This is a genomic window from Pseudomonas sp. 58 R 3, from assembly GCF_900006605.1.
In the GTDB taxonomy this organism is placed as follows: Bacteria; Pseudomonadota; Gammaproteobacteria; order Pseudomonadales; family Pseudomonadaceae; genus Aquipseudomonas; species Aquipseudomonas salomonii.
In genome coordinates this window covers 11,600-32,842 of the sequence record NZ_CVTT01000052.1, presented here as the reverse complement: position 1 = coordinate 32,842, position 21,243 = coordinate 11,600, and the positions used below count along the sequence as shown (strand labels likewise).

General features: G+C 64.3%; 1 protein-coding gene. It reads right to left on the bottom strand.

Going from position 1 to position 21,243, the window contains the following annotated elements; translation table 11 throughout:
- Positions 1 to 13 precede the first annotated feature (13 nt).
- Complete coding sequence (locus BFP92_RS32285) at positions 14 to 21,157, bottom strand: non-ribosomal peptide synthetase (RefSeq protein ID WP_065929940.1); 21,144 nt, start codon at positions 21,155 to 21,157, stop codon at positions 14 to 16.
- Positions 21,158 to 21,243 lie beyond the last annotated feature (86 nt).

Sequence of the window (21,243 nt, the reverse complement as noted above, 5' to 3'; positions counted from 1 at the left end):
CCTCTGCCACAGGTCATGAGGTCACCTTGCCGACCGGCACGACCAGCCCGTCGTGCCACCAGGACGCCAAGCTGTAAACATACGGCGCCTTGAGCAACGTGAAATGGTTGCCTGGGCCATACCAGGTCTCCAGGTGATCGGTATGCCGGCTCCACCCCTCGATCATGCCGGCCTGTTCGCGCTGATTGCCCTGGGCGTCCAGAGTCGGATCCTCGGCCAGCACCAGGCGTATAGGGCCGTTGAAGCGCGAGCGTGGCTGGTACACCGTGCGCAGCGCGGCACCGAAGGTACGCGCCGGGCCGTACATCACATCCGGGGTCGAGCGTGCCGAGAGCATGCCGACCCGCACCATGGCGCCGTGCAACGCCGCCAGTTGCGCCGTTTCGTCAAGGCTGGCAAACACGTGCGGATCAATCCCGAAGGGTTTTCCGGCCGCCAGTTGCATGGTTTCGATCAGCCGCAGCAATACACCGGTGGCCGTGTACGGCTTGCCGGCCACGCCGGTGCCGCCAGGAGCCTCACTGTCGACCAGGGTCAGGGACAGCACTTCACGTCCCAGCGCCTGCAGGCGCAGCGCGACTTCGAACGCCACCCAACCGCCAAACGAATGCCCCAGCAGATGCACGGGCCCGACCGGGCATTGCTGTTCCAGCGCCACCAGATACGCCTGCGCCGCCGATTCCACACGGCTATGGGGCACCGATTTGGCGTCCAGCCCACGGGGTTGCAGGCCATGGATCGGCCAATCCGGCCCAAACGCATCGGTCAGCCCGATAAAGCCGGTAACGCTGTCGCCGGCCCCAGGGATGCAGAAGATCGGTGCACGCCCGGCCTGCCCACTCTGGATCGTCAGCAGCGGCTGATGCAGCGCCTGGTTCGTGGCCGCCGGCAAGGCACTCAGGGCTGTGCCGAGGGCCTGGCCCAGGGCCGCGATGTGCGGCGCCTGCATCATGCTCTGGTGATCGCCCGGTACATTAATGCGGTGCAGCAACGCGGCCGGCACGATCTGATCCCAGCCCAGCGTCTCGCTGCTGCGTGAAGCGTCATCAGTACGCTGTTCAGCAGTGAACAAATGCACCGCAATATTCAGCGCGAACAGGTTGTAATGCGCCTGCGCATGGCCGTGGGCGACTTCACGATCCAGGTAAGCCCACAACCCATCACGTGACAGTGCCGCCAACTGCGGTTGCAACAAGCCGGCGTCGCGACAGCGTTGCAACAGGCTGTTGAAGTCCAGTTGCTCGGCTTCGCGCTCCAGCTGTGCCAGGGTCGCCAGCGCGTGGCTGTCCACCGGCACCTGGGCCTGGCAAAAAGCCCGGCACTGTTCAAGCAGATGCAAGTGATGGGCATGGGCCACCGACCAGCGCGCCTTGCCCTGGTCCACCAGGCGCGGCACGTGGGTATCGAGCAAGCCGAGGAAGCTCACCTCCTCGTCCATGCCGATCAACTGCGCCGCGATTTCGTACGCCAGTACCCCGCCGAACGACCAACCGGCCAGGCGGTAAGGGCCGTGGGGTTGAACCGTGCGCATCAGGTCGATATGCCGGGAGGCCAGGCATTGCATGGTCTGCAACTGCGGCGCCCCCCAGGCCACGCCTTCGAGCCCGTACACCGGAATATCAGCGTCCAGATGCTGGCCCAGCGCCGGGAAATACACATTCAAGCCGCTGAACTCGTGCACCAGGAACAGCGGAGCCTGCGTGCCCCCGGCACGCACGGTGACCAGGCCCTGTTCCAGCGCCGGCGCATCGGTGCGCAAGCGCAACAGCGCCGCCATCGACGCGACGCTGGCGTGCTGGAACAACTCTGCCAACGTCACCTGCACCTGTGCTTGAGCCAACAGGCTGACCAGGCGAATCGCCAACAGCGAGTGCCCGCCCGATTCAAAGAAGCTGTCGTGACGCCCCACTCGTGGCAGTTTCAGCACCTGGGCCCACTGGCTCGCCAACCGAGCTTCCAGCGCATCCGCCGGGGCTTCGTAGTCGCGGCTGAGCATCACCTGCTCCGGAGCCGGCAGCGCCTTGCGGTCCAGCTTGCCATTGGGCGTTACCGGCAAGCTGTCCAACTGCACATAGGCACTGGGCATCATGTACTGCGGTAAGTGAGTCAGCAGCTCCTCGCGCAGTTGCTCGATCGAAACCGGCGTCCCGCACAGGTAGGCCACCAACTGCTTGCCGCTGACCTGCCCCGCGCTGTCATCCCGGGCCATGACCACCGCCGCGCGCACACCTTCGCAAGCCAGCAGCGCACTTTCGACTTCGCCCAGTTCTATGCGGAAGCCTCGGATTTTCACTTGGTCATCATTGCGCCCCAGGTACTCCAGCGTGCCGTCCGGCAGCCAGCGGCCAAGGTCACCGGTTTTATACATTCGGCCTGGTGCATCGCTGAACGGGTCGGCCAGAAAGCGCTCGCGGCTCAGTTGCGGTTGGTTGAGATAGCCTCGTGCGAGGCCGGCACCGGCAATATGAATCTCACCGGCCACTCCCAGACCAGTCGGATGGCCATGGGCATCCAACACATACACACGGGTATTGGCAATTGGACGGCCAATGGCGCGTGGGTGCGGGTTGGCTGCGAACACCTCATTGGCGGTGGCGATAATCGTGGCCTCGGTCGGGCCATAGGTATTGAGCAAGCGTGGCGTATGCCCGCTGCGCAGGAACCAGTGCTGCACCGCTTCCGGGCTCAGTTCTTCACCACCCACCACGACTACCCGCACGGAGCTCGGAATGGCGGTCACAGGGTCGTCCGCCAGGCCCTGCCAGAACCGCGTAGGCAGACTGATCACTGACAGACGCGCCTGCGCCGCCAGCGCCCAGAATTGAGCGGCATCATTCAACCAGGCAGCGCTGCGCAGCACCAGGGTGGCGCCGCAGGTCAGCGCACCGAAGATCTCCTCGATGGAGGCATCAAAGTTGATGGTCGCAAATTGCAGTGCACGATCCCCCGCCGTCAGGCCGGTCAAGCCGCGAATGGCACGGATCTCGTTGCACAGACCGGCATGCTCGATCATCACGCCTTTGGGCGTACCGGTGGAGCCGGAGGTGTACAGCACGTAGGCCAGGTGCCCGCTGTCGAGCCCCCGTTCAGCCGCGAGCGGGTTGTGCTCACTCAGCTCACGCCAGGGTTGCAGCGCACTGTTCAAGGTCACCACGTGCAACGCCTGTGGCAGCGCACCGAGCAACGGCAGTACCGCATACTCACTGAGCAACACTCGCGGCGCACTGTCGGCCAGCATGAAGGCCAGGCGTTGTGGCGGGTAGGCCGGGTCGAGCGGCACGTAGGCGGCGCCAGCCTTCAGGCTGGCGAGCAAGGCCACCACCATCTGTGTTCCGCGTTCCAGGGCGATGGCTACACGGTCATCGGGCTGCACGCCGAGGGCGATCAAATGATGGGCTAACTGGTTGGCCTGGGCATTCAACTCGCCATAGGTGAGCGACTGGCCGTCAAACTCCAGCGCGATGGCATCGGCATTGCGCTGTACCTGTTGCTCGAACAACCCATGGATCAGTTGGTCCTGGGCGTCGTCGGTGCGGGTCTGGTTGAAGTCCAGCAACACTTGGCGACGCTCGACCAGCGGCAGAATCTCCAGGCTGCTCAGTGAAGCGTTCGGGGTGCGATCCAATGCGTCCACCAGGCTGTCCAACGCGCCGTGCATATAGGCACATACGCGCTGCGCGCCGATGTCCGGGCTGACCTGCACGGTCAGGGCAAAGGCCTGGCCAAAGTCATCGACGTCCAGTGACAGCGGATAGTTACTGCGCTCTTCACCGCCCAGGGCCTGGATACCGGCCCATACGGCAATGTCCTCACTGGAGGCTGCGCCGACACTGTGACGGTAGTTGAGCAAGGCGCTGAACAGCGGTGCCGGCGCGGCCACGCCGCTGCAACGCTGCGCCAAAGCCAGGGAAGCGTGTTCATGGCTCAACAGCGTGCTCAGGCGGGCATGGGTAGCCTTGACCCCCGCCTGCGCGCTTTCGGCACCCAGGCTCACGCGCAGCGGCAAGGTGTTGATAAACAGCCCCAGGGCGCGTTCGCCGCCCTGCATGCCGCCCATCAGCACCGTACCGAACACCACGTCATCCTGGCCGCAGACATGCGCCAACACTTGGGCCCATGCCACATGAATCAGGCTGGCGGCACTCACGCCCAGTTGCCGCGCAGCACTGCGCAGGCGCTGACCGAGGCTGTCTTCCACGGGCAGTTGCGCCAGTTCCAGGGCCCCCCCGGCTTGCACATCGTGCAGGCCGAACGGCAGGGTCGGTTCGTCGATGTCCGCCAGCATCGCGCTGAAGAACGCTTCATGCTCCTGTTCGGTCATGCCCAGGCGTGCCTGGGCCACGTAGTTGCGGTACGGCACCGGTGCATTCAGGCGGGCTTCCTGGCCCGAAAGGAACGCCTGCAACTCGTATTGCAGGATGTCCATGGCGACGTGATCGAACAGCATGTGATGGAACATAAACAGCGCGGACCAGTGCTGTTGCGGGCCGTCATAGGCACACACCAGACGCATCAGCGGGGCGTCGTGCAGGTCCATGCGGAAATGGCGCGGGTCGAAGCGCTCACGCAGTTGCGCGGCGGCGTCGCCCTCGCCTTCCAGGCTGATCTCTTCGAGTGCGAATGGCACATGGCGCAGCACCACCTGCACCGGCTCGCTCAAGCCTTCCCAGCGCATGGTCGAGCGCAGGATATCGTTGCGCTCGACCACGCCTTGCAACGCCTGGGCAAAGGCGTCGAGGCGCTCGCGGCTGTCAAAGTTGAACGTCGCCTGCTCCAGGTAAACGTCGCCTTCATCGGCAAGCAAATGGTGGTAGAGAATGCCTTCCTGCAACGGCGTCATGCCGTAGATGTCCTGCACGTTGGCCAGTTGGCCCGGCACGCTGGCGACCAGGCTATCGATTTCGTCCTGGCCGAGGCTGGCCAGCGGCAACATCTGCGGGGTAATCCGTTGGCACGCGGCGGTGATGCCATTGGCCGGAATGGCCAGTGCACGGCGGCTGCCCACGACCTTGGCCAACCCCGCCAGGGTCGGGTGGGTAAACAAGGCGCCGACGTCGACCCGAAGGTCTTCCTGGCGCATGCGCTCCACCAGTTTGACCGCCAGCAGCGAATGGCCCCCCAGCTCGAAGAAGTTGTCATGCCGACCGACCTGCTCCAGCTGCAAAACCTGCGCCCAGATCAGCGCAAGACTGCGTTCGATACGCCCCTCGGGCGCCTGGTAATCACGGCTGGCCACCGCCAGCTGATCCGGGGCCGGCAAGGCCTTGCGGTCGAGCTTGCGATTAGGCGTCAGCGGCAAAGCCTCGAGGGTCACGAACGCAGACGGAATCATGTATTCGGCCAGTAACGGCGCCAGGTAACTGCGCAGGCCGGCCGCCGTGAGGCTGACCCCGGCGTGCGGTACCACGTAGGCCACCAGGCGCTTCTCGCCGGGCAGGTCTTCGCGGGCAATCACAGCCGCTTCCTTGACCCCGGCGCAGTTGCCGAGGCGCGCTTCGATCTCGCCCAATTCGATACGGAAGCCGCGCACCTTGACCTGGAAGTCATTGCGGCCCAGGTACTCGATCGAACCATCGGCCAGGTAGCGCGCCAAGTCACCGGTCTTGTACATCCGCGCAGCCGGCGCGGTGCTGAACGGATCAGCGATAAAGCGCTCGGCGCTGATGACGTCGAGGTTCAGATAACCGCGTGCAACCCCCTCACCGCCGATGAAGATCTCCCCCGCCACACCGAGCGGCACCGGCTGCTGCTGGCTGTCCAGCAGGTAGATACGGGTGTTGGCCATCGGTTTGCCGATGGTCGTGTTGCCGTTGGTGTCCGCGCTATGGGTCACGTAGGCCGCGGTGCAGGACACCGTCGCTTCCGTCGGGCCATAGGTGTTGATCAGGCGGGTATGGGCCGGACGCACTTCGTCCCACAGCTCCAACTTCTGCGCCGACAGCGCATCACCGGTGACGTTGATCAAGCGCACATGCTGCAAATGCGCCTGGGCCTGGTGCGGCGTGTGGTGCCATTCGGCGGCCAGGGTGTGCCAGTGCGCCGCCGTCAGGTGCAGGACGGTGGGCGTGATCGCCGGGTCCTTCGCGGCTTCGCTGCCAAAGACATGGCGGCTCGGCGCCAAGGTTGCGCCCGCCAGCAGGGCCGGGAAGATCTCCTCCACCGACAGGTCGAAGTTCAGGGTGTTTTGTTGCAGCACCGTGTCCTGCGCGGTCAAGCCGAACAAGCGCGCGGCGTCCAGGCTGTAGTTGACCAGCCCACGGTGCTCGATCATCACGCCCTTGGGATTGCCGGTCGAACCCGAGGTGTAGATCACATACGCCAGGTGACGAGCTGTCAGGCCCGGTACCTGTGGGTTGTGTTCGGCACCCGTATGCGGCGCATCGAGCAGCACGTGCGCAATCGTCAGCGCCGGCAGGCGCTCCAGCAGCCTGCGCTGGCTCAGCACCACCGACGGCGCACTGTCGGCGATCATGTAGGCCAGGCGCTCCGGCGGGTAGTTGGGGTCCAGCGGCACATAGGCGGCGCCGGCCTTCAGCACCCCGAGCAGGCCCACCAGCACCTCATCGCCCCGCTCGGCGCAGATTGCCACGCGGTCATCCGGGCCGACCCCAAGGCCGATCAACTGGTGCGCAAGGCGGTTGGCTCGGCGGTTCAACTCGGCATAACTGAGGAGTTGCTGTTCGAACGCCACGGCGATGGCGTGCGGATGCGCCTCGACCTGGGCCTCGAACAACTGGTGAATGGTGCTGTCGTGCGGATAGGCCACCTGGTTGGCGTTAAGGTCGTGCAGCAGGTAGTTGCGCTCCTCTTCATCCAGCAACCGGATGTGTGCCAACCGGGCCTGGTCATCGGCGACCATCGCCTGCAGCAGGCGTTCGAAATAGCCCAGATAACGTTGCATCGTGGTCTCGTCGAACAGCGCGGTGGCGTACTCCAGTGCGCCGGTGATGTGGCCCTGCACTTCGCTGAGGTCCAATGACAGGTCGAACTTGGAAAAACTGCTGGCCTGACCAACCCCTTCGAACTGCAAGTCGCCCATCACCAGGCTTGGGCCGTCGCTGTTCTGCCAGGTCAACAAGGTCTGGAATACCGGGCTATGGGCCAGGCTGCGCGCCGGCTTGAGCACCTCCACCACTTGCTCGAACGGCAAGTCTTGATGGGCTTGCGCCGCCAGCGTGCGGTCCTTGGCATGGGCCAGCAAGGCTGCCACGCTCCAGTCTTCGCCGGCGCCGATACGCACCGCCAGGGTGTTGACGAACAGGCCGATCAGCCCTTCGACTTCGGCGCGCATGCGGTTGGCGGTCGGCGAGCCGATCACCACTTCATCCTGGCCGGACAACCGGCAGAGCAACGCGGCCCACGCCGCCATCATGGTCATGTACAACGTGGTGCCGTGGCGCTGGCTAAGGGCCTTGAGGCCGGCGGTCAGGTTGACGTCGAGCAGCAGGCTCAAGGTGGCGCCGCTGTAGTCCTGGCGAGCCGGCCGTGGGCGATCGGTGGGCAGCATCAGCAGTGCAGGCGCATCGGCGAGCACTTGCTGCCAGTACTGGCTTTGCTGCTGCAGGACTTCGCCACTCAACCAACGCCGTTGCCATACGGCAAAGTCGCTGTATTGCAGGGTCAACGGCGGCAGCGGATCGGCGTGGCCAAGACGGAACGCCTCGTACAGCGCCATCAGTTCACGGGTCAGCACCCCCATCGACCAACCATCGGAGACGATGTGGTGCATGGTCAGCAGCAACACATGGTGATCGTCGGCACGCTGCAACAGGCAGGCCCGAATCAACGGTCCTCGCTCCAGGTCGAAGGGTTCCAGCGCGTCGGCACTGATATGCGCCTGCAACGCGACATCATTGTCGACTGACAGGCGCAGCAGCGCGAACCCCTGCTCCGGCGGGTCAATACACACCAGGGGTTCATCGTTGTGTTGCACAAACCGGCTGCGCAGGGCTTCGTGACGCGCCACGATGGAGGCCAGCGCGCTTTCCAGCGCCTGGGCATCCAGGTGGCCCCGCAGCCCGAGGGCAATCGGCATGTTGTAGGCAGTACTGGCGCCTTCCATCTGCGCCAGGAACCACAAACGTTGCTGGGCGAACGACAGCGGTAAGTCCTGGTCTCTAGGCACCGGCAGGATGGCCGGCAAGGTGCTGCGCGCCGCCTGGGCCAGCACCTGAGCCAACGCGGCCAGTTGCGGCTGGGCAAACAACTCGGCCAGGCTCAACTCCACGCCCAGCCGCTGGCGCACCTGGGAGATCAAGCGCATCGCCAGCAGCGAATGCCCGCCCAATTCAAAGAAGTGCCCCTGGCGCCCGACCTGCTCCAACCCCAGTAAATCCTGCCAGATCTGCGCCAGCGTGGTTTCAAGCTCGCCCTCGGGGGATTCATACACGCCACTGACTACCGCATCGAGGCCCGGCGCCGGCAGCGCCTTGCGATCCAGCTTGCCGTTGGGGCTCAGCGGCCATACCGCGAGCTGCACATAGGCCGACGGCACCATGTACTCCGGCAATGCGCCTTGCAGGTAGGTACGCAGGTCTTCGACCTTTGGCGCCTGCCCTGTGAAGTACGCCACCAGGCGTTCATCACGCACCAGTACTGCCGCTTCGATGACCTCGGGACAGGCCGCGAGCAAGGCTTCGATTTCACCGAGCTCGATGCGCAGGCCGCGAATTTTGACCTGGTCGTCATTGCGCCCCAGGTAGTCGAGCGTGCCGTCTGTACGATAGCGCGCCAGGTCGCCGGTGCGGTACATGCGCCCGCCGGTGGTGTGCGGGTCGTCGAGGAAACGCTCGGCCGTCAGTTCTTCACGGTTGAGGTAACCGCGCGCCACACCGGCGCCGCCGATGTACAGCTCACCGACGCTGCCGGTCGGCATCGGTTGCCCGTAGGCATCCAGCACGTAGAGCGTCAGGTTGCGCAATGGCCGGCCCAGGGGAATATCGCTCGCCCCATAGCTCGAAAGGTCGGCGTCGACCGCGTGCCACGCAACCACGTCGCTGCACTCTGTCGGGCCATAGCTGTTGATGAAGAGCGGGCGTGGGGCCTGTAGTTTTTCCAACTGCGACAGTTTGATCGGCTCACCGCCCAGGACCACCCTGCGCAGGCCGCTCAACACCTGTTGTTGGTCGGCATCGATCAGCGCATAGAACGCACTCGGTGCCAGGTTGATGTGGGTGATCGCCTGCTCGCCGATCTGGCGCACGATACTCGCCGGATCAAACGGGCTGTCCGCCAGGTGCAAGGTGGCACCCACCGCAAGGCTGGCGAAGATGTTTTTCTGAGTCAGGTCGAAGCTGTGGGAGGTCAGCAGCAGCACCGCATCGCTGGCGTCCAGCCCGACGTCTTCGAGGTACCAGCCAAGCATGTTGACCACGCCCTGGTGCTCGACCATCACGCCTTTGGGCTGACCGGTGGAGCCCGAGGTGTAGATCACGTAGGTCAAGTGCGTCGGGCTCAGCCCGGCCACCTGCGGGTTATGCAGGGCGTGCTCGCGCCAATCGCCACCGTCAAGGTCGACCACCGGCAGCCCCGGCGCGCAGGCCAGCTGTGCGGTCACGCCGTGCACCAGCAACGCCGCCGGAGCGCTGTCTTGCAGCATGTAGTGAATACGTTCCAGCGGGTAATTCGCGTCGATCGGTACGTAGGCGCCGCCGGCCTTAAGAATCGCCAGCAGACCGACGATCAACGCAGGGCTGCGCTCGACACAAATCGCTACACGTGCATCCGGTTGTACGCCGAGCTGGCGCAGATGATGGGCCAGTTGGTTGGCGCGCTCGTTGAGTTCGCGGTAGGTCAGCGAGTGATCACCCGCCTGCACGGCCAGTGCTTGCGGGGTGCGCACGGCCTGTGCTTCAAACAGGCTGTGCACGGTGCCGGGGTTGAGCGGTGTGCGCAGGCCACTGAGCGCGACCCGTTGTTGTTGGCGCTCCGGTTCATCGAGCAGCGGCACGCGCGCCAGCACACCCTGATCATCGCTGACCATGGCCTGCAACAGGCGCTCGAAATAACCCAGGTGACGCACGAGTGTCGCCTCATCGAACAGCGCCGTGGCGTAGCTCAGGGAACCGATGATATGGCCTTGGGCTTCGCTCAATTCGAGGGACAGGTCGAACTTGGCCGCCGTGTTGATCTGGCCGCCGCCCTCCACTATAAGGTCGCCGAATGCCGGGGCCGCGCCCTCGCTGCCCTGCCAGGTGAGCATGGTCTGGAACAGCGGGCTGTAGGCCATGCTGCGCACCGGCTTGACGATATCCACCACTTGCTCGAACGGCAGGTCCTGATGCGCCTGCGCGCCCAGCGCCTGGGTCTTGACCCGCGCCAGCAAAGTTTGCACCGTCGGTTCGCCCGAGGCATTGATGCGCACCGCCAGGGTGTTGACGAACAGGCCGATCAGGCTCTCCACTTCGACCCGATTGCGGTTGGCTACCGGCGAGCCGATGACCACTTCATCCTGCCCGGACAAGCGGCTCAGCAATACAGCCCACGCCGCCAGCAGGGTCATGTACAACGTGGTGCCATGCCGCTGGCTGAGTGCCTTGAGGCCCTCGCTCAACGGCGCATCCAGCTGCAATGGCAGCACCGCGCCGCTGAAGTCCTGCTGCGCCGGACGCGGGCGGTCGGTGGGCAGGGTCAACACGGCCGGCGCGCCGGCCAGGGTCTGCTGCCAATACAGGTTCTGCTTGTGCAGCACCTCGCCACTCAACCAGCGGCGCTGCCACACAGCAAAGTCGGCGTATTGCAACGCCAACGGCGGCAACGGGTCGGCCAGGCCCTGGCTGTAGGCGCCATACAACGCCACCATTTCGCGGGTCAGCACGCCCATCGACCAGCCATCGGCAGCAATATGGTGCACGGTCAGCAGCAACACATGGTGTTCATCGCCCAGGCGTACCAGGCGCGCCCGCAGCAGCGGGCCGTTGACCAGGTCGAACGGCGCCAGTGCTTCATGCTCGGTCAGTGCCTGCAATTGCTGCGGGGCGTCGGCCTGCTCGCGCAGATCATCCTGCTCCAGTACGAACGAACCTTCGACCGGAGTAAACACCAGTTGCGGTTCATCATTGTCCACCACGAAGGCGCTGCGCAGCACTTCATGGCGACTGACGATCTGCGCCAGTGCGCGCTCCAGCGCCAGGGCGTCCAGTGTGCCACGCAGGCCCAGACCGATCGGCATGTTATAGGCCGCTGCGGCATTGTCCATCTGTGCCAGGAACCACAGGCGTTGCTGAGCAAACGACAGCGGCAACGATTCTTCGCGGGACACCGGCACAATCGCCGGCAAGTGGCTGCGCCCCGCCTTGGCCACTACCTGCGCGAGTGCCGAGAGCTGCGGGTGCGCAAACAGCGCCGCCAGGTCCAGCTCCACGCCCAAGTGCAGGCGTACCTGGGAGATCAAGCGCATGGCCAGCAACGAGTGGCCGCCCAGTTCAAAGAAGTGATCCTCGCGCCCGACCTGCTCGACCTTGAGCACCTGGCTCCAGATCTGCGCCAGGGCGATTTCCACCTCACCCTCGGGCGCTGCGTAGCCGCGCGTGAGTAATGCCTCCTGATCGGGAACCGGCAGGGCCTTGCGGTCCAGCTTGCCATTGGCGGTCAGCGGCAGGCTGTCCAGGCGCACATACACCGCTGGCACCATGTATTCCGGCAACTGCGTCTGCAACGCACTGCGCAGGGCTTGACGGTCGACCGGCTGGTGTTCGGTGAAGTACGCCACCAGGCGTCCTTCACGCGCCAGCACCACGGTTTCGCTGACGTCCGGGTACTCGCTCAAGCGACTTTCGATTTCGCCGAGTTCGATGCGCACGCCACGGATTTTCACCTGGTCGTCGTTACGGCCCAGGTAGTCCAGGGCGCCCTCCTCCAGCCAGCGTGCCAGGTCGCCGGTACGATACAGACGCGCCGACGGATCCTGGCTGAACGGGTCACGCAGGAACCGTTCGGCGCTCAGTTCCGGGCGGTTGAGGTAACCACGCGCCACACCGGCACCACCGACGTACAGCTCACCGACCACGCCTTTTGGCACAGGCTTGAGGTGCTCGTCGAGCAGGTAGACCTGGGTGTTGGCGATGGGTTTGCCGATGTGCAGGTGCTGGCCGGGGTTGATCAGGCCGGAAGTGGCAACCACCGTAGCCTCGGTCGGACCATAGTTGTTGACCACCTGAAAACGCTGCGGCGTGCTGAACTGACGCAGGCGGTCGCCGCCGATCAGCAAGGTTTTAAGGGTCGGGTGTTGCAGGTCCTGGCTGAACGCGTATTCCGCCACTGGAGTCGGCAGGAAACTCACGTCCAGCGGCTGTGCCAGCCACCAATGCAACAGCGCATCGATGTCTTCGCTGCCCTCTTTGGCCGGCGGCAGGTGCAGGGTCGCCCCCACGCAAAGGGCTGGCCAGACTTCCCAGGCCATGGCGTCAAAGCCAAACCCGGCGACGCTGGAGGTTTGGCTACCGGCGTGCAGGTTGAAGGCGTGGCAATGCCAATGCACCAGGTTTTCCAGGGTACGGTGTTCCACCATCACCCCTTTGGGCAAGCCGGTGGAGCCGGAGGTGTAGATCACATAGGCCAGGTTCGCCGACGTCAGGCCCTGCACGTTCGGGTCAAGTGTCGGACGGCGATGCCATTGATCACTGTCCAGCTCGATCACCGGCAATGGCGTGTCGCTGAGCAATGAGCGGGTATTGGATTGCGCCAGCACCAGCACCGGCGCGCAGTCTTGCAACAGGTAGGCGATGCGTTCCTGCGGGTGCGCCGGGTCGATCGGCACGTACGCCGCGCCGGCCTTGAGGATCGCCACCAGGCCGACCAGGGTTTCAAGGCTGCGCCGCGCGCAAATGGCCACGCGGTCATCCGGGCGCACCCCCTCTTCGAGCAGGCGGTGGGCCAACTGATTGGCGCGCTGGTTGAGCTGGCGATACGTGATGTGCTGGTCACCCTGGCACACCGCCGTGGCATCCGGTTGCCGCTCGACCTGCGCCTCGAACAGCCGGTGGATGGTCTGCGGCTCGGGGTAGTGCACGGCGGTGACGTTGACATCAACCAGCACCGCCTCACGCTCGGCGGCAGACAGCACCGACAATTGACTCAAGGCCAGCTGGGGCGTTTCTTCCAATGCGTTGACCAATTGCGCCAGGGCCGTCTGCATAAAGCCGCAAACCCGTTGCGCACCGATTTTTTCCAGCGCCTGGGCATTGAGTTGGAAGCCTGCGCCAAAATCATCGATGTTCAACACCAGCGGGTAGTTGGTGCGCTCTTCCATGCTCAGGGCCTGGATGCCATCCCAGGCAGCGATGTCCGCACTTGTAGCCTCGACCGGCGCACTGTGCCGATAGTTGAGCAAGGTATTGAACAGCGCTTGCGCCGCCGGCAGGCCGCTGCACTGCTGAGCCAGGGACAAAGACGCGTGTTCATGGGCAAGCAATTGTGACAGGCGTTCGTGGGTGACACGCACCGCCTCGCGGGCACCGTGCTCACCGACACTGACCCGCAGGGGCAAGGTGTTGATGAACAGCCCCAAGGCACGGCCGGCGCCTTCACCGCCTTGCAGGCGGCCGAGCAACACCGTGCCGAACACCACTTCGTCACGCCCGGCAACCTGCGCCAACACCTGCCCCCAGGCCAGGTGCATCAGGCTCGCAGCGCTGACCCCGAGCAGACGCGCTTGCTCACGCAGGCGCGCGCTCAATTGACTGTCGAGCATCAGGTGGGCTTCTTCGACACCGCTGCCATCGCCCTGCACATCGCGCAGGCCGAACGCCAGGGTCGGCTCGTCAATATCACCGAGCAGGTCAGTGAAGAAGCGTTCATGGGCCTGTCGATCGGCACCGAGGCGCGACTGTGCCACATGGTTGCGATACGGAATCGACGGCGCCAAGTGTTCGGTATGGCCCTTGAGGCTGGCCTGGACTTCCTCGATCAGCACCTCAAGCGCGGTGTGGTCGAGCATCATGTGGTGGAACAACAGAATGCCCACCCAGCGCTGGTTGGCACTGTCCTGGGTATAGGCCAGGTGCATCAGTGGCGCACGCTGCATATCCAGGCGGTAATGGCGCGGGTCGAACTGACTGTGCAATTGCGCCAGTACGTCACCGTCGCCCGCGTCGATCACCACTTCTTCCAGGCCCAGGGTTGCCTGGCGCCAAACCACCTGCACCGGCTCTTCAAGCCCGTCCCAGACAATACTGCTGCGCAGGATGTCGTGGCGGTCGATGACGCTCTGCAGTGCCTTGGCAAACTGGTTCACCGGTTCCGGTCCGGTGAAGGCAAACAACATATGCAGCAAGTAGGCATCGCCTTGCGGCGCAGCCAAGTGATGGTAGAGCATGCCGTCCTGCAACGGCGCCAGCGCGTAGATGTCCTGCACGTTGCGCGTACCGCCCGACACACTGGCGACGACACGGTCGATGGCCGCCTGGTCCAGGTCGACCAGCGGCAGCAAGTCCGGCGTGATACGGGAGCAGTCCAGACCGATCAGGTTGGCCGGTACCACCAACGCTTGATGGCCACCGACGGCCGCCGCCAACGCCGCCAGGGTCGGTTGGCCGAACAACACGCGCACGTCCGCGCTCAAGTCGATCTGCCGCATGCGCTCGATCAATTTGACCGCCAGCAGCGAATGACCGCCCAGCTCAAAGAAGTTGTCATGGCGGCCCACGCGAGGCACGTCAAGCAACTCTTGCCACAGCGCCGCGAGGGTCTGCTCGACCTCGCCTTCAGGGCGCTCGTATTCACGTCGGGCCAGGGCGTCGCCGTCGGGTGCCGGCAGAGCCTTGCGATCAAGCTTGCCGTTGGTGGTCAGTGGCAAGCGCGCCAGCATGACGAACGCGCTGGGCACCATATAGTCGGCCAGCGACCCCAACAATTCAGTGCGCAACGCCGTAGCCGATGGCTCTGCGCCCTCGGCCGCGATGACATAAGCCACCAGGCGCTTGTTGCCGGGCGCGTCTTCGCGGGCAATCACTACGGCTTCACGCACGCCTTCACAGGCGGCCAGGCGCGCTTCGATCTCACCCAACTCAATGCGGAATCCACGGATCTTCACCTGGTCGTCATTGCGCCCCAGGTAGTCAATGCTGCCGTCCGCCAGCCAACGCCCCAAGTCCCCGGTCTTGTACAGGCGGGCATCAGCACGGCCGCTGAACGGGTCGGCGATAAATCGTTCGGCGTTCAATTCAGGTCGGTTCAGGTAGCCACGGGCAACCCCGGCACCACCGACATAGAGTTCACCGACGACACCCACCGGCACGGGTTCGCGCTGGTCGTCAAGGACATACAGCTGCAGGTCGGGAATGCGCCCGCCGATGGGGCTAACGCCCACCAACTGGGCATCCGCCGCTTCAAGGGCACGATAGGTCACGTGCACGGTGGTTTCGGTGATGCCGTACATGTTCACCAGTTGCGTGCCGGCGTTGGTCGTGCGCGCATACCAGGGCTTGAGAAGCCCCGGCTCCAGGGCTTCGCCACCGAAGATCACCTGCCGCAGGGAGTGCTTCAAGGCGCTCTGGCCCTGGGCGGCAATCAACGAACGAAAGGCACTCGGCGTCTGGTTGAGGACGGTGACGCCCGCGCTGCACAGCAGCGCATAACATTCGTCCGGCGAACGGCTGGTAAGCTGCGGCACCACCAGCAACTGGCCGCCATGGATCAGCGCGCCCCAGATTTCCCACACGGAGAAGTCGAAGGCAAACGAGTGGAACAGCGCCCACACGTCCTGCTGGTTGAAGTTGAACCAGCCTTCGGTGGCGCTGAACAACCGCGCTACGTTGCGGTGTTCGATCATCACGCCTTTGGGTAGCCCGGTAGAGCCGGAGGTGTAGATCACATAGGCCAGGTTCGCCGAAGTGAGGTCGGGCACCTGTGGGTTCAGCGCTGACTCGACTTGCAAGCCCGCCGAATCCAGGTCGATCACCGGCACCGACAACTCGGCCACCAGGGCGTGAGTCGCCTGCTGCACCAGCACCGCCACCGGTGCGCTGTCTTGCAGGGTGTAGCTGATGCGTTCCTGCGGATAGGCCGGGTCAATCGGCACATAGCCGGCACCCGCCTTGAGGATGCCCAACAGGCCGACGATCATCTCCAGGCCACGTTCGACGCAGATCGCTACGCGATCGTCCACGCGCACACCCAGGCTCAACAGGCGATGCGCAACCTGGTTGGCGCGCCGGTTCAGTTCGCCGTAGCTCAAGCGCTCATCGTCAAACAGCACGGCGGTCGCGTCAGGGCGCTCAGCGGCTTGCTGCTCAACCTGATGGTGGATCAAGGCCGCGTCGGCAAACAGGCTGTCGGTGGCGTTCCAGTGCTGCAGCAGGTGCTCGCGCTCAAGCGCCGGCAGCATCCCCAGGCCTCGCAACGAGGCCTGCGGGGTCTGCTCCAGGGCTTGCACAAGGTTGTCGAGGACGCACTGCATGTAACCGCAGACCCGCGCGGCGCCAATCGCCGCATCGGCCATCACCGAGAGGCTGAATGCCTCACCCATGTCGTTGACCGACAGGGTCAGCGGGTAGTTGGTGCGCTCCTTGCTGTCGAGCACCGCAATGCCTTCCCAGGCCGCTACCGCTTCTGCCGAGACGTCTGCACCGCCGAGCTGGCGATAGTTGAGCAGCGAACTGAACAGGGGGGTGGATGCCGCGATTTTGCTGCAGCGCTGCGCCAGCACCAGCGAGGCATGCTCATGGCCGAGCAAACCGGTCAAGCGTGTATGGGTGCTCTTGACCATGGCGCGCACACCGGCCTCACCCAGACTGACCCGCAACGGCAAGGTATTGATAAACATGCCGAGGGCACGGTCGGAACCTTCACCGCCCTGCAAACGTCCCAGCAATACGGTGCCGAACACCACATCGTTGCGCCCCGAAAGGCCACCCAGCACCCGGGCCCATGCCAAGTGATACAGGCTGGCCGGCGTCACACCCAGTTGGCGTGACTGCGCGCGCAAACGCTGGCTGAGGCGATCATCCAGCTCCAGGACCACCTCCTCGACGCCATGACCGTCGCCCTGCACGTCTTGCAGGCCAAACGGCAAGGTGGGCTCGTCAATGTCCCCCAACATCTCGGTGAAGAACGCTTCGTGCTCTTCGCGGCTCACGCCCTGGCGTGCCTGCGCCACATAATTACGGTACGGCACGGACGGCGCCAGCAACCCTTCTTCGCCACGGGTGTGGGCTTCGATCTCCGACGTCAGCATCCGCAGCGAGGTGGCGTCATCCACCAGATGATGCAGCAGCAACACCGCGACCCAGCGTTGGTTCGGCGCATCTTCGCTGTAACCGATGCGCATCATCGGCGCCTGGCGAATATCCAGGCGGTGATGACGCGGGTTGAGGCATTCGGTCAACTGCGTGGCGATATCGCCGCCGGCCGGGTCCAGGTGAATCTCGTCGACGCCCAGCTCCGCTTCGCGCCAGACCACTTGCACCGGCTCATCAAGACGCTCCCACACCACCGCGGTACGCAGGATGTCATGCCGGGAAATCACGCCTTGCAGCGCAGCGGCAAACCGTTGCAGGCGCTCGCGGCTGTCGAAGCTGAAGGTTACGTATTGCAGGTAGGGATCGCCTTGGGCAGCGGCAAGATGGTGATACAAGATCCCTTCTTGCAGCGGCGCCAGGCTGTAGATTTCCTGGACGTTGGCCGCACCGCCCGGCACCGTCGCAACAATGCGGTCGATGGCGGTCTGGTCCAATTCAGCCAGGGGCAGCATGTCCGGGGTGATGTGTGCGCAACCCTCGGGCACCCGACGGGCGGGCACCACCACATCCTTGCTCGCACCGGCCACGGCGGCCGCGAGTGCGGCCAGGGTCGGTTGGCCAAACAACACGCGCACATCGGCGCCCAGGCCGACCTGACGCATGCGCTCGATCAGCTTGACGGCCAACAGTGAGTGACCGCCCAGTTCAAAAAAGTGATCCTCACGGCCCACGCGCTCGACCCCGAGCAAGTCTTGCCAGATCGCGGCAATCGTGGCTTCTACCTCACCTTCGGGGGCCGCGTATTGCCGGCGCGCCAACGCGTCGGCATCCGGCGTCGGCAGGGCTTTGCGGTCGAGCTTGCCATTGGTGGTCAACGGGAACTGCGCCACCCGCACAAAGGCGGCCGGTACCATGTATTCAGCCAGGGACAGCAGCAACTGCTGGCGTAATTCGGCGGCCGATGGTTCGGCGCCGTCGCGGGCGATGACGTAGGCCACCAGGCGTTTGTCGCCGGGCTCATCTTCACGGGCAATCACCACGGCCTCGCGCACACCGTCACAGGCAGCCAGGCGCGCTTCGATCTCGCCCAACTCAATGCGGAAACCACGGATTTTAACCTGATCGTCATTGCGCCCCAGGTAGTCGATGCTGCCATCGGCCAGGCGACGCCCGAGGTCACCGCTGCGATACAAGCGCGCCGCGGCGCGGGTGCTGAAAGGGTCGGCAATAAACCGTTCGGCATTCAGTTCCGGCCGGTTCAGATAGCCACGGGCAACCCCGGCGCCGCCGACATACAACTCGCCCACCACGCCGACCGGTACGGGTTCGCGCTGCTCGTCCAGTACATACAGCTGCAGGTCGGGAATGCGCCCGCCGATGGGGCTAACGCCCACCAATTGGGCATCCGCCGCTTCAAGGGCACGATAGGTCACGTGCACGGTGGTTTCGGTGATGCCGTACATGTTCACCAGTTGCGTGCCGGCGTTGCTGCTGCGCGCATACCAGGGTTTGAGAAGCCCCGGTTCCAGAGCTTCGCCGCCAAAGATCACCTGACGCAGGGCGTGCTTGAGTTCGCTCTGGCCCTGGGCGGCGATCAACGAACGAAAGGCGCTCGGCGTCTGGTTGAGGACGGTGACGCCGGCGCTGCACAGCAGCGCATAACAGGCGTCCGGCGAGCGACTGGTGAGCTGCGGCACGATCAGCAACTGCCCGCCGTGCATCAGCGCACCCCAGATTTCCCATACGGAGAAGTCAAAGGCAAACGAATGGAACAGGGCCCACACGTCCTGATCATTGAAATTGAACCAGGCCTCAGTGGCGCTGAACAGGCGCGCCACGTTGCGGTGTTCGATCATCACGCCTTTGGGTAGGCCAGTAGAGCCGGAGGTGTAGATCACATAGGCCAGGTTCGCTGCGGTCAGGCCCGGCACCTCAGGGTTATCGGTCGATTCAGCGCGGCAATCGCCAGCGTCCAGGTCGATCACCGGCACCGACAACTCAGCCACCAAGGCGTGAGTCGCCTGCTGCACCAGCACCGCCACGGGTGCGCTGTCTTGCAGGGTGTAGCTGATGCGCTCCTGCGGATAGGCCGGGTCAATCGGTACATAGCCGGCACCCGCCTTGAGGATGCCCAACAAGCCGACGATCATCTCCAGGCCACGTTCGACGCAGATCGCCACGCGATCATCCACGTGCACGCCCAGGCTCAACAGGCGATGCGCAACCTGGTTGGCGCGGCGGTTCAGTTCACCGTAGCTCAAGTGCCGGCCTTCATAGACCAACGCACAGGCGTCGGGGTGTGCCGCCGCCTGCGCCTGGAACTGGCCATGAATCAACGCACTGTCGGCAAACACTGTGTCGCTGCTGTTCCAGTGTTGCAGCAGGTGTTGACGTTCGTTCGCCGGCAGGATACCCAGGCTTTGCAGGGGGGCTTCTGGTGCGTGTTCCAGGGCCGCTACCTGACTTTCCAGTGCCGCATGCAGGTAATGGGCGACGCGCGACGCACCGATTTCGGCGTCGGCCAGTACGGTGATGTGAAAGTCTTCACCCAAGTCGTCGAGGTTGATGGTCAGCGGGTAGTTGGTGCGTTCTTCAGCGCCCAGGGCTTGCATGCCGGCCCAGGCCGCCTGGGCCTCGGCACTGCTGCCTGAAGCACTGTGGCGGTAGTTGAGCATGGCGCTGAACAGCGGCGTGGGCGGCGCAACGGCACTGCAGCGCTGGGCCAGGGCCAACGAGGCGTGTTCATGCTGGAGCAAGGCGGTGAGACGCTGATGGGTCAGCCTCAGGCCGCTGCGTACGCTTTGCTCACCCACGCTCACGCGCAGCGGCAACGTGTTAATGAACATCCCCAGGGCGCGATCCGAACCTTCGCCCGCGTGCATGCGACCCAACAGCACAGTGCCGAACACCACTTCCTGGCGCCCGGAAACCTTGCCCAGCACTTGGGCCAGTGCCAGGTGCATGACGCTGGCCGCGCTGACGCCCAATTGCCGCGCCTGCACGCGCAGACGCTTGCTCAAGCCGTTGTCGAGCATCAAGTGGCTTTCTTCAATGCCGTGGCCATCGCCCTGCACATCCTGCAAACCGAATGGCAGCGTCGGCTCATCAATGTCGCCAAGCATCTCGCGAAAGAATGTTTCGTGTTGTTGCTCACTGACCCCCAAGAGCGCCTGGGCCACATAGTTGCGGTACGGCACCGGCTCACCCAGGTGTTCGGTCTGCCCGAGCAGGAAGGCTTGCATCTCGTGCTGCACCACTTCCATCGCGGTATGGTCCAGGGCCATATGGTGAAACAGCAGCACCGCCACCCAGCGCTGGTTCGGCGAATCCAGGGCAAACGCCACGCGCATCATCGGCGCCTCGCGAATGTCCAGGCGATAGTGGCGGGCATCGAAGCGGGCGCGCAACTGGCCGAGCACATCGCCGTCGCGCGGATCCAGGTGCAGTTCTTCATGGTTCAACGTGGCCTTGCGCAGCACTACCTGCACCGGTTCATCCAGGCTTTCCCAAACCACCGTGGTCCGCAGGATGTCATGACGCTTGATCACGTATTGCAGGGCCTGAATGAAGTGCTCCAGGCGCGCGCGGCTGTCGAAGGCGTACTGCGACTGCAGCAAATAGGGGTCGCCCTGCTCAGCGCTCAAGTGGTGGTACAGCATGCCTTCCTGCAACGGCGCCAGCGGGTAGATATCCTTCACATTGGCCAGCCCGCCCGGCACGGCGTCGACGATCTGGTCGATGGTCGCCTGCTCCAGCGTGGTCAACGGCAGCATCTGCGGGGTAATGCGGTAAGCCGGGCTCAACCAGTCCCCCCCGTTGCGGGTTATCAACTCAAGCAATTGCGCCTTGTGGGTGCGTACGTTGTCGATCAACCCATCATCAAGCGCCTCATCGTCGCCGAGGATGATCAAATCATCCTCCTCACGTTGCAGATGGATCGCGTGGGTCGAAAGAACTGCCATCAATTCGCTGAAGTGCATGTTGTGACCTGCTTAAGATTCGAAAACAGTGACGAGAAAGTCCGGTTTCAATTGCAACCTGTGCATCGCGCATTGAGCAGCAGCGC